Here is a 12,439-nt window from a genome sequence, read left to right on the forward strand (position 1 = left end):
CGCGAATCCTGTCCTACTCCCTGGTGCTGGTGATGGCCGCGGCCTGCGGGCCGTGCGGCTTCCAGCCCGAGCCGGGCGTGAAGGTGGTGGTGCCGGCGATGCCCACCACGCTCGACTGGAGCCATTCGGATCCGCAGAGCTGGGTGAACTACCCGGTGATGCTGGCCACGCAGAAGGGGCTCACCACGTTGGGGGCGGACCACTCGGTCCAGCCGGGCCTGGCGGAGCGGTGGGAGCGTGAAGCGGATGCGGCCGGGCATGAGGTCTACACGTTCCACCTGCGCGAGGACGTGACGTGGTCGGACGGTTCGCCCGTCACGGCGCGCGACTTCGTCTTCGGGTGGCACCGGGCGCTGCTGGGCCGCGAGCGCGGCGAGATGGCGGACCTCCAGGGCTCGGGGGAGGTGCTCGCGCTGCAGGAGCACGGGGCTCCGGAGGCGGAGGTGAAGGCGGCGCTGTCTCGGGTCGGGGTGGAGGCGGTGGATGCGCGGACGCTGCGGGTGACGCTGGAGCGGCCTCGGAGCTACTTCCTGGCGCGGCTCGCGAACGTGTACCTGTTCTTTCCCGCGCCTTCGGCCGACCTGGAGGGCAAGTCGGACGAGGCGGTGCGCGACTACTTCGACCGGCCTCGGGATGGGCGACCGCTGGCGGTGGGGCCTTATCGAGTCGAGCGGTGGGACCGCGCGGGAGAGCGCGTGCGGCTGGTCTACAACCCGCGCAGTGCGTTCATCCCGCCGATGGGGCCTGGGGAGACGCCGGCGCCGGTGCTGACGCTGATGAAGTCGGAGATCGGTCCTGCGCTGTATGAGCGGGGCCGGGTGGACTTCGTCTTCGTGGACAGCGCGGCGGCGCTGCGCGGGATGAAGGCGGCGGACCTGAAGCGGGAGCCGCTGTTGTCCACGTACTTCCTGGGCTTCAACACGGAGCGTCCGCCGTTGGACCGGCCGGAGGTGCGCCGGGCGCTGGCGCGGGCGTTGGACCGGGAGGCGCTGCTCGCGGGGCTGCTGCCGGCCGCTCGCGCGACGAACGTGTTGCTGCCTCCGGAGCTGCCGGATGCGGCGACGCCGGAGCAGGCGGCTCGGCTGCCGCGCTACGAGCCGGAGCGGGCGAAGGCGGAGCTGGCGGGGGCGAAGGGGTTGGACCGTCCGCTGCGGCTGGTGGTGAAGGCAGGGGATTCGTTCGTGCCGGAGGAGGCGCTGGCGGAGCGCATCGCGGCGCAGTTCGCGAAGGTGGGCGTGCAGGTGGTGGTGGATTCGCGGTCGGACTTCTCCGCGGAGGTGGCTCGCAGGACGCCGCAGGGACCGCGCGCGTATGACCTTTTCCTGCGGCGGCTGGGCGCGGACTACGCGCACCCGAACACGTTCTTCACGCTGTTCGAACGGCAGGGCAACCACCAGACGGGATGGGAGACGCAGGGCGGCGGCGAGCCGATGCGCCGCTTCGAGCAGCTGCTGGAGGAGGCGGACGGCGACCCCGACCCCGTGCACGCGCGCGAGCTGTACGCGAAGGCCCAGGAGGTGCTGGTGGGGGAGGAGGCCGTCATCGCGCCGCTGTACCACCCGGACCGTTATTTCCGGGCGCGTGCGCGGCTGCACGGCCTGGACGTGGATCCGTTCAACTTCCTCGCGCTGCGTGCACTGCGGCTGGGGCCGGATGAAACGCCCTCGGCCCGCGCGGAAGGGCAGGGGCCGTAGCGCATGCGCCTCATCGCGACGCGCCTCGTGCGCCAGCTCGTGCTCGTGCCGGTGGTGGCGGTGGCCTCGTACTTCCTCATGGCCGCGCTGCCGCTCACCACGGAGAGCGACAACAAGCGTCAGGTGTCTCCGGAGCTGGCGGCTTCGTATCAGCGCGACCTGGGCATCGGTGAGCCGCTTGGGTTCCTGCGGCCTTGGGAGAAGCTCTTCTCCGGGGAGCGTCTGGGCACCAGCGCTCAGGGCATCACCGGCGATGAGCTGCTCCAGAAACTCTCTGGCAGCGTGGGCGTGGGCCTGGTCGCGCTTCCTCTCGCGCTTGCCTGGGCGGTGGGCTTCGCGCTCCTTCGTACCCGTTGGCGGCGGGGACGCTTCGCCGTGCTCGGGGACGTGCTCCCCGCCATCGCGTTCGGAACTCCCGTCTTCATCCCCGCGCTGCTCCTGGCCCCCGCCGTGGTGGAGCGCGGACACCTGTTGCCGGAGCTCTGCGCCGCGGTCGTCATCGCCATCTGGCCGGGGACCTTTCTGGGCACGCTCGTCGGTGATGCCCTGGAGACCGAGCTGTCCCGTGACTACGTGCGCACCGCGCTCAGCAAGGGGCTGGACCCCGGCACCGTGCTGCGCCGTCATGTCCTCCCCAATGTGTGGCCCGCGCTCCTGGACGCCGTGACACCCGTCGCCACCGCGCTGCTCGCGGGCTCGTTCGCCGCGGAGCGCGTCTTCGGCCTGCCGTACTTCGGCCAGCTCTACGTGCTCGCCGTCCTCAACAAGCAGGTCGCCGTCGTCGTCGTGTCCACCACCACCTTCGCCACCGTGCTCGTCGTCGTGAGCCTCACCGTGGAGCTCTTGCGCATGCTCGTGGATCCACGTGCCCGGGAGGCCCGCGCTTGAGCCGCATCCCCTTGCGCGCCTGGGTGGGGCTGGTCCTCCTCGTGGGCCTGGGCGCCTTGAGCCTCGTGGCCGGACGCCTGTTCCCCGAAGCACTCGCGAACACCTGTCCGCTTGGCTGGGACCTGAACCGCCCGGACCGCAGCGTGTGCGAGCTGGCCTTCGGTGGCCTGTGGGTATCCCTGGCCATCGGGCTCGCGGCCGGCGCTCTGTCCACCGTGCTGGGGCTGGCCGTCGCGGCGCTCGCGCGGCTGTCCGGCGGTGTGACGGAGCAGGTGCTCCTGCGTGCGGTGGACGCCGTGTTCGCCCTTCCAGATGTCCTCGTGGTGATGGTGCTCCAACTCGCCGGCCAGTCCCTCATGGACGCGGGCATGGGCGGGGGCCTGGGCCCCTTTGGCTTGATGGTGACGTCCCTGGCCCTGGTGGGCTGGGCCGGCCCCGCGCGCATGTTCCGCGACCGCCTGGCCACGCTGGAGGGCCAGGAGTACGTGGCCGCCGCTCGGGCCCTGGGCGGTGGTGGCGTGCATGTGCTTCGCGTGCACCTGTGGCCGCTGTTGCGCCCCTTCGTGCTGGCCGTGTTCTTGAGCCGCCTGCCGAGCGCCATCCTCACCGAGTCCACGGTGAGCTTCTTCGGCATCGCTCGCATGGAGCCCATGTCCCTGGGCCGCTACCTGGGCACTTCCTACGCCGCGCTCATCTACGAGGGCGGCGGCCGCGTGGTGATTCCCGCCTGGGGACTGCTCGTCCTGCTGGTGCTTGGCGCCTCGCTCGCTTCCCAGGCGTTGGGGGGAGGTAGCCGTCGCGAAGTGTGAGGAATGCCGCACATTGAGGCAAAGGTTTCACACGGACGGAAACCCTTTGCCCTCAGGTGAACACCATGTCCCTCCCCACGGAAGAAATCCCCCTCTCGCCTGCCCGTGATGAGCGTCCGCGTGACGACGGTCTGCGCAAGGAGACCGTCCGGGGTTCGGTGCTGGTTGTGGAGGACGACGCCGCGCACCGCGAGCTCCTGGTGGAGCTGGTGAGCACCTGGGGCTACGACGCCATGCCCGTGGGCAGCGCGGAGGAGGCCGAGTTCGCCGTGCGCAACAAGCGCATGGACGCCGCCATCGTGGACGTGTTCCTGCCCGGCCGCAGCGGCACCACGCTCATGTCCAAGCTGCGCGAGAAGTTCCCTCAGGCCGTGCTCATCGGCGTGAGCGCCATGAGCGACGCGGCCACCGCTCGCAAGTGCAAGGGCCTGGGCGCGGACCTCTTCATCGGCAAGCCGTTGGATCCGGAGAAGCTGGCCAAGGCGCTGAAGTCCAAGCACCAGAGCTGGCACTGAGAGCAGCAGGGGAGCGGGTTCCGGTTGCACACCCCCGCCGGACGGCCGATGCTCCCTGGCGTGAAGAACCTCGCCTCCGGCTTCCTGCTGGCCATGCCCCAGCTTGGAGACCCGAACTTCTACCGGTCGGTCATCCTGATGATCGAACATGGAGAGACGGGCTCCATGGGGCTCATCGTGAACCGGGGAGCGCCCCTGACGCTGGGTGAGCTGGCGCGCGGTCAGTCGATGGACATCTCGACGGACCGCGTGTCGCAGCCGGTGTTCGTGGGCGGCCCGGTGGAGCCCCAGCGGGGCTTCGTCCTGCATGACGACGACACCGTCGCGGAGAAGCACTCCGTCCTGCCGGGCCTCTACCTGAGCGTCACGCTGGACGCGCTGGGGCCCCTGCTTCAACGGACGGATCCGCGCGTGCGCTTCTGCCTGGGGTACGCGGGCTGGGGCCCCAAGCAGCTGGAGAATGAAATCGCCGCGGGCTCGTGGCTGTACGCCGACGCCACCGCGGACGCGGTGCTGGGACAGGACCCGGCGAAGTTGTGGGATGCCACCCTGCGCGGACTGGGCGTGGACCCGGCCATGCTGGTGATGGGAAAGGGGATGAACTGATGCTCGACGCCGAGACGCTTCGCCGTTACCTCCTGGACGCCCTGCCGGGCTCGGAGGTGGAGTTCAACGACACCACGGGGACGGGAGACCACTTCGAAGCTCGCGTCGTCTCCCCCGCCTTTACTGGCAAGACGATGGTGGAGCAGCACCAGCTGGTGTACGCGCCGCTACAGCAGTGGCTCAAGTCAGGCGAGCTGCACGCGCTGGCGCTCAAGACCTATTCGCCCGAGCAGTGGAAGAAGCTCGGGCCCCGCTGAAGAAGGAGCAACGATTCATGGATCCGACCCTCAAGGCCCAGTTCGACGAGACGGTGAAGTCGCACCCCATCGTCCTCTTCATGAAGGGCAATGCCCTGTTCCCCCAGTGCGGCTTCTCCGCGCGCGCCCTCCAACTGCTCCAGCCGCTGGGCCCGGTGCACACGGTGGACGTGCTGGCGGACCCTGCCGTGCGCCAGGGCATCAAGGACTACTCCAGCTGGCCCACCATTCCGCAGGTCTACATCCACGGGAAGTTCGTGGGTGGGTCGGACATCCTGACGGAGCTGGCCGAGCGCGGCGAGCTGCAGGACCTGGTCGCCGCCGGCGGCAAGTAGGCGTTTGAGCGGGAGCGGGGCCGGGGGGAAGACCCGGGCCCCGTCCCCCGCGTAGACTGGGCGGCGGTCGCCAAGAGGGGTTGAAAGCCGCCGTGCTCACCGTCACACCGCCTGAGTCGAAGCCGCAGGACGCGTCCACCGAAGTGCCCGGCGTGCCGGTCGAGGGGGGGCCCCTTCCTCCCGGCGCGAACGTCGCGGTCGCCACGCCCGGCGCCGCGGTCGCGGATCCGGACGACCTCGTCAGCACGGAGAAGACGCCTACGCTGGTGGACCGCGTGCAGGCTCTCCGCGCGAAGTACGAGAAGCAGGAGATGGCCCTCTTCTTCTTCGCGGGCTTCCTCTACGACGTCCTCACGCTGAGCCCCGTCGACGATGCGCTCACGGAGGTGCAGAACTTCGTCTACCTGGCCATCCTCGCGGGCCTGCTGGTGCTGGAGCAGCGCTACCCGGAAGGCGTGGAGCCGCCGAAGCTGCTGGTCAAGGTATGGCGCTTCCGCGAGGACGCGCTGCACTTCTTGATGGGCAGCCTGCTGAGCGCGTTCACGCTGTTCCTGTTCAAGAGCTCGTCGGGCTTCACGCCGCTCCTGTTCATGGCGGGCATGTTCGGGTTGCTGGTGGCCAACGAGCTGCCGCGCTTCCGCCAGCTGGGCCCCGTCATCCGTGTGGCCGTCTTCAGCCTGTGCGTGACGCTGTACTTCGCGTCGCTGCTGCCGGTGCTGTTCGGACGGGTGGGGTGGTGGATCTTCACGCTGTCCGTCGTGCTGGGCTGCGGGAGCATCTATGGGCTGCTTCGCGTGCTCAAGCGGTGGCGGCCGGATGAGAAGGCGCTGCTGCGCACGGTGGCGGTGCCCGGCTTCGGCGCGCAGGCGCTCCTGCTCGGGTGCTACTTCCTGGGCGTGATTCCGCCGGTGCCCCTGGCGGTGCAGTACAGCGGCATCTACCACGCGGTGGAGAAGGTCCCCCAGAGCGTCTATGGCACCTCGGGCGTGTATCGCCTGACGTCGGACGAGCAGCCCTGGTGGAAGGTCTGGACGGCGTTCCACCACGGCGACCAGGAGTTCACGGCGCGCAACGGCGAGCAGCCCGTGTACTTCTTCCGCATCTTCGCGCCCAAGGGCTTCGAGAGTTACTACGTCGTCGTGCGCTGGTTCCATGACCACCCGGAGAAGGGCTGGACGGCGCTGGGCAAGGGCTATCGTGCCCCGGTGAGCAGCAACGGCTCGGAGGGCGGCTTCCGCTACTACGCGCGGCCGGGCATCCCGCTCAAACCGGGCGACTGGCGCGTCGTGGTGGAGACGGAGAGCGGGCATGAAATCAACCGCCTGAACTTCACCGTCATCGACGGCACGGGCACAGAGAAGCCCACCAACAAGGTGGAGGTGTCCGTGCTCAAGACCACCAAGCCGCTGCCGCTGGAGGCCTGGGAGAAGGACCATCCTCCGAAGGCCGTGGCCCCCGCGGCTACGGCGCCGGCGCCTTGAGCAGCGTCACCTGACCCAGCAGCACCGGCACCGCCGTCTCCACGCGCAGGATGCGGGGGCCCAGCGAGAAGGGCAGGAAGCCGTGGGCTTCCAGCAGCTGGGTCTCGAAGGGCACCCAGCCTCCGTCCGGACCGATGGCGAGCACCACCCGCGTGGCGCGCGTGATGTCCCGGGCCTGGAGGGAGAGGCTGGCGGGCGGGTGGGGGAGCAGGCGCAGCGGCTCCGGGCCGAAGACAGCGTCCAACTCGTCCTCGACGAAGGGGCGGAAGCGCTCGCGGATCAGCACCTCCGGCATGCGCGTGTCGCGGGCCTGCTCCAGGCCCTGGAGGATCAGCTCGCGGACGAAGGCCTCGTTGAGCACCTTGGAGTCGAAGTAGCTCTTCTCCACGCGGGCCGCGTTCACCAGCACGATGCGGTCCACGCCCAGGGACGCCACGGCAGGCAGGACCTTCTTGAGCGCCTTGGGGCGCGGGATGGCCAGGAGCAGGTCCACGCCGGCCCGGGGCGGCGGCGGGTCCGTGAGGTCGACGCGCAGGTGGAGCAGGCCGGGGGCGTTCTCCAGCACCTCTCCCGTGCCGATGAGGCCGTTGAGGCGGCCCACGCGCAGGGATTCGCCGGGTTCGGCCTTGAGGACCTCGCGGGCGTGCTGCGCGCGGCGGCCGGTGAGCCGGGCGGTGCCGTCCGGCTGGAAGTCCTCGTCCAAGAGCAGGAGCAGGTTCACGGTCCCCTCCATGTAGCCGTTCCCGGGCGGGCAGGGGAGGGGGCGAGCCTTCCGGGAGGGGCCGTGCCGGTCGACCGGGGCAGGGCGGGGCGGGGCCGTGATAAAGGGCCGGGCGTGCGTACCTTCTGCATCAAGTGTCTGCGTCCTGAAAGCGCGTGCTACTGCGCGCATGTCCCCCAGCTCCAGACGCGCACGCGCGTGGTGTTCCTCCAGCATCCGAGGGAACGGCGCGTGGCCATTGGCACGGCGCGCATGGCGCACCTGTCGCTGACCAACTCGGAGCTGCACCGGGGCGTGGACTTCTCCGGCCACGCGCGGCTGGAGGAGCTGGCGAAGAACCCCGAGCGCGTCGCGGTGCTCTTCCCGGGCGAGGACGCCATCTCCGTGGAGGAGGCCCAGGCGAATCCTCCAGAGACGCTCATCGTCGTGGACGGCACCTGGCCGCAGGCGAAGAAGGTGGTGATGCGCAACCCGGTGCTCGCGGCGCTGCCGCGCATCGGCTTCGTGCCGCGCCGCCCCAGCAACTACCGCATCCGCGCGGAGCCGGCGGACCACTGCGTCTCCACCATCGAGGCGGTGGCGGAAATCCTGGGCCAACTGGAGGGCAAGCCCGAGTACTTCGACCGCATGCTGGGCGCGTTCGAGTTCATGGTGGACACGCAGCTGGAGCGCCAGGAGACGCGCACGGGGCCCAACCGCCGCCGCATCTACAAGGGCGAGTGGCGCCCGCCGCTGGAGCTGCGCTCGCTGGCGGATGCCGCGGACCGGCTGGTCCTCTTCTACGCGGAGGCGAACGCGCACCCGCTGGAGGCGGGCATCCCTCCGGAGTTGGTGCACCTGGTGGCGGTCCGCTACGCCACGGGCGAGCGCTTCGAGGCGGTCATCGCGCCGGAGCAGCCGCTCGCGTACAGCACGTCACTGCACGTCGAGCTGCCGGAGGAGGAGCTGCGCGCCGGTGAGCCGCGTGCCCAGGCACTGGCCCGCTTCGAGGCGTTCCTGCGCCCGTACGACGAGCTGACGGTGTGGACCTCGTTCGCCCTGGACCTGCTGTGGAACAGCGGCCTGACGCGCAGGGCCGCGCGCAACGTGCGGCTGGTCACCGCGCGGGCGCTCAAGGGCAAGGCAGGCGGCGTGGAGCAGGCCGTGGAGCTGCTCAAGGCGCCGGAGGTGGCGACGTGGGCCCGGGGCCGCGCGGGCCGCCGCATCAACGCACTGGAGGCCGTGACGCGTGAGCTGGTGGCGCGTGGCAACGCGACCGAGCCGCCCGCGAAGCTGCCGCGCACCGGCTCCGAGGGCTGAGTCCGCGAGCGTGGCCGCCCTGCGCGCCGTCGTCCCGGCCGCGTGAACGGTCGGGGCTTCCTACTACTGGCCCAGGCGCGCGGTGCTGACGCTGGCGTTCAGCGTGGTGGAGCCGGCGCGCCACGGACTGGCCTGCTCGCGGACCCAGCGGCCCACCCGGGCGATGAGGTAGCAGCCCACCAGCAGCGCCACGGAGGTACCCAGCGCCGCCGCGATGCCCAGCCGGGGACCGATGCGCTGCGCGAGGCCCGCGATGTCCGCCCAGCCGTACACCACCGGCAGGTGCAGCACGTAGATCCACAACGACAGCCGTCCCAGCGGCGCCAGCAGGCCGCTCACCCGCTGCGGCAGCAGGTTCACGACGCCCAGCACCAGCAGGCCCTGCGCCACGCGGTACAGCACCATCGTGGGACTGGTGGGCGTCCACTCCACGGGCACCCAACGGGTGAGCGCCAGCAGCGCTCCGCCCAGCGCGAGCAATGAGAAGCCCTGCGGCAGGCCTGGCTTGAGCAGGTGAAGGGCGTGCGCGGCGAACGCGCCCGCGAAGAAGAAGCCCGCCCAGGGGAAGAACGGGAAGCGGCTGCCCTCCCCATTGCCAATGAACTGCTGCAGCGGCACCGGCAGGTGCGCGCCCGCGTCCCACATCCCGGCGCTCGCCAGGGGGATGCCCACCGCCAGCCCGCCCAGCAGCAGCGCCCGAGCGCCCCGGTGCGGCGTCACCACCAGCGCCATGGCGCCCAGGAGCAGCGCCGCGCCAATGCACTGGAGCGCGTCGAACTGGAACACCTTGCGCAACATGGCTTCGGAGAAGCCCAGCTCGCGCACCGCGCCCCAGCCCGGCCAGTGCAGCAGGTAGCCCAGGAAGAGCAGCAGCAGCGCGCGGCGGAACCGGCGGCGGAAGGAGTCCTTCGCGGCGCCCGGCTTCGTGCCCAGCGCCATCACCACCGCCCAGCCGCTCACCAGCAGGAACAGCGGCGCGGTGATGCCCCGGATCTTCCAGTACTCCTGGATCCACGGATGGTCCCGGAACGCGGGCGCCAGCAGCGCGTCCAGCGTGTGACCCATCACCATGGCGAGCACGGCCAGTCCTCGCGCGCCATCCAACGCGGGGTGCCGGGTCTGCCGGAAGTTGAGCGAGGGACCGAAGCCTTTCAAAACGAGTCGAGCATAAGCCCACGTGCGGGCCTCGTCTCCAAAACGCACCAACCGTGGGGGTCGGCAAGCGTGGAAACGCGCCGGATTTTCACTCTCAGCCCAGGTCGCGTCCTCCGCGGAGGATGCTACAGGATGGATGCATGTCCGCCCGTTCCGCGCTCGCTGCCCTCGTGCTCCTCGCTGTCCCGGCCTCTGGCCGCGCCGCGTCCGGCGATGACTGGTTTGGCAGCGACAAGCCCAAACACTTCGCGGCGTGCGCGGCGGCCACGGGCGTGGGCTACGGGGCCGGCGCCGTCCTCTTCGATTCACCGGGCGCGCGTGCGCTCACTGGCGTGGGACTGGGATTGGGCGTGGGGTTGGGCAAGGAGGTGTACGACAAGGCTCGCGGCAGCGTCTTCTCCGTGAAGGACCTGGCGTGGGACACCGCCGGCACCGCGACGGGGCTACTGGCCTCGTTCCTCGTGGACCGGTTCATCACCGAGGTGCTCCTGCCCCCCCGGAGCGTCGCCGTCGCCGGGCGTGGCGGCGGGAGCGTCCGGGCGCGCGCGGCGCTCCACGAACTTCAGCAGCAGGTCGCGCTGCAGCCGGGGCTCCACCAGCAGCAGGCGGCCTTCGGGATCATCGGAGTCGGAGACGAGCACGGTGACCTGCCGACGCGGGCACTGGTTCATGCATCCGGTGGGCGTGACGCGCACCTGACCGGTGAGGCCCTTCTCGGCCAGCTCCCCCTGGAGCCAGCGCGGCAGGTCCTGCCCTCCGCTCCGGGCGCTCTTCGTCAGGCACTTGCGGCAGACGAGCACGTCCACCTCCCGCCCCTTGCCGCCCGTGTCTCCATCCTGCATCCGCCGTCCTCCGTGGCGCCCCGCTTCCTGGCGGATGCGCCACTGCGTGTAACCGAGACCTTGAAGAAGAGGTAGCGGCGCGGGGATTGTTCCGCAGAAGGCTCGGGCCGCGTCCGCCGGGCCGCCGTCCGGGCAGGCGCTGCCAGACTGATGGAATGGGAAAGCCCGCGCCGTGGGTGCGACGTTCTGTCGCGACGCCAGCCGCCCGGAGCACTGGTACGGTGCGCTCCGCGCCGCATCCGGGAGGCTCTTCACATGACGCGAAATCGATTGCTGCTCGGGTTCACCCTGTCTGTGATGGGAACGGGCTTGTTCGCCGGTTGTGAGCGCTCCCCAGACAAGGCTCCGGAGGCGAAGCCGGCCGCGCCCGCTCCCGTGGCGGAGCAGGCTCCGAAGCCCACGGCACCGGATGCCGCGGCGGTGGCGAAGCTGGCGTCGCACTTCTTCCAGGCGCCTCGCAACCAGGCGCCGCTGCCCGACGACACCGCGGAGCAGGTGGCCCTGGGGCGCATGCTCTTCCACGAGCCCCGCCTGTCGAAGAACCACGACGTGTCCTGCAACAGCTGCCACGGACTCGACACCTTCGGCGTGGACAACAAGGCGTTGTCGGAAGGTCACAAGAAGCAGAAGGGCAGCCGCAACTCGCCCACCGTCTACAACGCGGCCCATTACATCGCGCAGTTCTGGGACGGCCGCGCCGCCACGCTGGAGGCCCAGGCGGAAGGGCCGATGATGAACCCGGTGGAGATGGCCATGCCGGACGCGAAGCGCGTCGAGGCCACGCTGTCCTCCATCCCTGAATACAGCACGCGCTTCCGCACCGCCTTCCCCAAGGGGGGCAAGCCCGTCACGCTGGCCAACGCCGCCCGGGCGCTGGCCGCCTTCGAGCGCACGCTCACCACGCCGTCGCGCTTCGACCGCTTCCTCGCGGGGGAGCACGTGGCCCTGAGCGCGCAGGAGCAGCGCGGCCTGGAGGCCTTCGTCACCACCGGCTGCACCACGTGCCACAACGGCCCGGCGGTGGGCGGCTCTTCGTTCCAGAAGCTGGGGCTGGTGGAGGCGTACCCGGCCCTCACGGACGCGGGCCGCTTCGACGCGACGAAGAACGAGGACGACCGGGGCTATTTCCGCGTGCCCACCCTGCGCAACGTGGAGATGACCGGGCCCTACCTGCACGACGGGAGCGTGAAGGACCTGCCCACCATGGTGCGCCTGATGGGCCGCTACCAGCTGGGCCGCACGCTGAAGGACGGCGAGGTGGACGACCTGGTGGCCTTCCTCAAGAGCCTCACGGGCGAGCTGCCCCCCACCGAGCGCATCTCCGCGCCGCCCCTGCCCCCCAGCACGAAGCGCACGCCCAAGCCGGACCCGTCGTAGCTTGCAGGAAACGTCGCGCCCCGCCCGGCGGGTGCTAAACCCTCGAGTCCATGACCTTCTTCTTCCATCTCCACTCGGGTCTTCGCTACCTGGTGCTGTTGTCCGGTGTCATCGCGCTCGCGTTCTTCGCGTTCGCGGTCGCCACGAAGCGCCCGTTCGACAAGGTGGGGCGCATCATCGGCGCGTCCTACTCCGGCTTCATGCAGCTGCAGTTGCTCGTGGGCATTGGCGTGCTGCTGACGCGCGGGTACTACCCGGCGCTCATCGGGCACATCGTGATGATGATTCTCGCGGTGGGCGCCATCCAGGGCCCCCTGTCCGCGAACCGCCGGCGCACGCCGCCCGGCTACGTGCTGCCGCTGGTGGGCACGCTGGTGTCGCTGGCGCTCATGGTGGGTGGCATCCTGGCCATCCGCCCGGGGCTGTTCGTCTCCACCGCGTTCTGAAGCGCGGGTGAGGG

The 12,439-nt window shown here is 70.5% G+C and carries 14 protein-coding genes; 12 read left to right on the forward strand and 2 right to left on the reverse strand.

Features of this window, described 5'->3' with window-relative positions; all coding sequences use genetic code 11:
• Positions 1-32: 32 nt before the first annotated feature.
• The 8 genes from GTZ93_RS17380 to GTZ93_RS43270 all read left to right on the forward strand — a co-directional run bounded on the left by GTZ93_RS17380 (position 33) and on the right by GTZ93_RS43270 (position 6,585).
• Entirely contained in the window at positions 33-1,694 is a 1,662-nt protein-coding gene (locus GTZ93_RS17380; RefSeq protein WP_139921901.1) for a peptide ABC transporter substrate-binding protein, read from the forward strand.
• Positions 1,695-1,697: 3 nt separating this feature from the next.
• Positions 1,698-2,582 carry an ABC transporter permease subunit gene (locus tag GTZ93_RS17385; RefSeq protein ID WP_139921893.1) on the forward strand — a complete coding sequence of 295 codons (885 nt, stop codon included), beginning with the start codon at positions 1,698-1,700 and terminating at the stop codon, positions 2,580-2,582.
• Positions 2,579-3,391 (forward strand): ABC transporter permease subunit, encoded by an 813-nt coding sequence (locus GTZ93_RS17390; RefSeq protein WP_139921895.1) that lies wholly within the window; start codon positions 2,579-2,581, stop codon positions 3,389-3,391. The genes GTZ93_RS17385 and GTZ93_RS17390 overlap by 4 nt, the downstream gene beginning before the upstream one ends.
• Positions 3,392-3,456: 65 nt before the next feature.
• Positions 3,457-3,906 carry a response regulator gene (locus GTZ93_RS17395; RefSeq protein WP_014394875.1) on the forward strand — a complete coding sequence of 150 codons (450 nt, stop codon included), beginning with the start codon at positions 3,457-3,459 and terminating at the stop codon, positions 3,904-3,906.
• 60 nt (positions 3,907-3,966) lie between these two features.
• Positions 3,967-4,512 (forward strand): YqgE/AlgH family protein, encoded by a 546-nt coding sequence (locus GTZ93_RS17400; RefSeq protein ID WP_120580740.1) that lies wholly within the window; start codon positions 3,967-3,969, stop codon positions 4,510-4,512.
• A complete protein-coding gene (locus GTZ93_RS17405) occupies positions 4,512-4,769 on the forward strand; it encodes a BolA family protein (RefSeq protein WP_139921897.1) in 258 nt (85 codons plus the stop codon). Before GTZ93_RS17400 ends, GTZ93_RS17405 begins: the two co-directional genes overlap by 1 nt.
• A gap of 17 nt (positions 4,770-4,786) precedes the next feature.
• On the forward strand, positions 4,787-5,104 hold the full coding sequence (grxD, locus tag GTZ93_RS17410) for a Grx4 family monothiol glutaredoxin (RefSeq protein WP_120580734.1): 318 nt from the start codon (positions 4,787-4,789) through the stop codon (positions 5,102-5,104).
• A 92-nt stretch (positions 5,105-5,196) separates the two neighbouring features.
• Complete coding sequence (locus GTZ93_RS43270; protein ID WP_120595423.1) at positions 5,197-6,585, forward strand: DUF2914 domain-containing protein; 1,389 nt, start codon at positions 5,197-5,199, stop codon at positions 6,583-6,585.
• Here the strand turns inward: GTZ93_RS43270 and GTZ93_RS17420 are convergent.
• Positions 6,566-7,306 carry a 16S rRNA (uracil(1498)-N(3))-methyltransferase gene (locus tag GTZ93_RS17420; RefSeq protein ID WP_161662882.1) on the reverse strand — a complete coding sequence of 247 codons (741 nt, stop codon included), beginning with the start codon at positions 7,304-7,306 and terminating at the stop codon, positions 6,566-6,568. The genes GTZ93_RS43270 and GTZ93_RS17420 overlap by 20 nt on opposite strands.
• Before the next feature lie 114 nt (positions 7,307-7,420).
• Here GTZ93_RS17420 and GTZ93_RS17425 point away from each other — a divergent pair, with 114 nt between their 5' ends.
• Positions 7,421-8,605 (forward strand): tRNA-uridine aminocarboxypropyltransferase, encoded by a 1,185-nt coding sequence (locus GTZ93_RS17425; protein ID WP_139923693.1) that lies wholly within the window; start codon positions 7,421-7,423, stop codon positions 8,603-8,605.
• A gap of 63 nt (positions 8,606-8,668) precedes the next feature.
• Here GTZ93_RS17425 and GTZ93_RS17430 read toward each other — a convergent pair whose 3' ends face one another.
• Entirely contained in the window at positions 8,669-9,760 is a 1,092-nt protein-coding gene (locus GTZ93_RS17430) for a DUF1624 domain-containing protein (RefSeq protein WP_257979546.1), read from the reverse strand.
• A gap of 140 nt (positions 9,761-9,900) precedes the next feature.
• On the opposite strand from GTZ93_RS17430, the gene GTZ93_RS42310 reads away from it, so the two are divergent.
• From GTZ93_RS42310 to GTZ93_RS17445, 3 genes are all read left to right on the forward strand, one after another.
• Positions 9,901-10,677 (forward strand): hypothetical protein, encoded by a 777-nt coding sequence (locus GTZ93_RS42310; protein ID WP_180946209.1) that lies wholly within the window; start codon positions 9,901-9,903, stop codon positions 10,675-10,677.
• Between the two features lie 180 nt (positions 10,678-10,857).
• Complete coding sequence (locus GTZ93_RS17440) at positions 10,858-11,979, forward strand: cytochrome-c peroxidase (RefSeq protein ID WP_121782385.1); 1,122 nt, start codon at positions 10,858-10,860, stop codon at positions 11,977-11,979.
• Between the two features lie 50 nt (positions 11,980-12,029).
• The gene (locus GTZ93_RS17445) at positions 12,030-12,425 is read left to right on the forward strand and encodes a hypothetical protein (protein WP_139923621.1); all 396 of its coding nucleotides are present in this window, start codon (positions 12,030-12,032) and stop codon (positions 12,423-12,425) included.
• The last annotated feature ends 14 nt before the right edge of the window (positions 12,426-12,439 follow it).

Source organism: Corallococcus exiguus, from assembly GCF_009909105.1.
Lineage (GTDB): Bacteria > Myxococcota > Myxococcia > Myxococcales > Myxococcaceae > Corallococcus > Corallococcus exiguus.

What these genes read in the sequence shown, in the direction of transcription:
- GTZ93_RS17395 (WP_014394875.1), top strand. Translation starts at nt 3,457, where the DNA reads ATGTCCCTCCCCACGGAAGAAATCCCCCTCTCGCCTGCCCGTGATGAG.
- GTZ93_RS17385 (WP_139921893.1), top strand. Translation starts at nt 1,698, where the DNA reads ATGCGCCTCATCGCGACGCGCCTCGTGCGCCAGCTCGTGCTCGTGCCG.
- GTZ93_RS42310 (WP_180946209.1), top strand. Translation starts at nt 9,901, where the DNA reads ATGTCCGCCCGTTCCGCGCTCGCTGCCCTCGTGCTCCTCGCTGTCCCG.
- GTZ93_RS17445 (WP_139923621.1), top strand. Translation starts at nt 12,030, where the DNA reads ATGACCTTCTTCTTCCATCTCCACTCGGGTCTTCGCTACCTGGTGCTG.
- GTZ93_RS17405 (WP_139921897.1), top strand. Translation starts at nt 4,512, where the DNA reads ATGCTCGACGCCGAGACGCTTCGCCGTTACCTCCTGGACGCCCTGCCG.
- GTZ93_RS17380 (WP_139921901.1), top strand. Translation starts at nt 33, where the DNA reads ATGGCCGCGGCCTGCGGGCCGTGCGGCTTCCAGCCCGAGCCGGGCGTG.
- GTZ93_RS17440 (WP_121782385.1), top strand. Translation starts at nt 10,858, where the DNA reads ATGACGCGAAATCGATTGCTGCTCGGGTTCACCCTGTCTGTGATGGGA.
- grxD (WP_120580734.1), top strand. Translation starts at nt 4,787, where the DNA reads ATGGATCCGACCCTCAAGGCCCAGTTCGACGAGACGGTGAAGTCGCAC.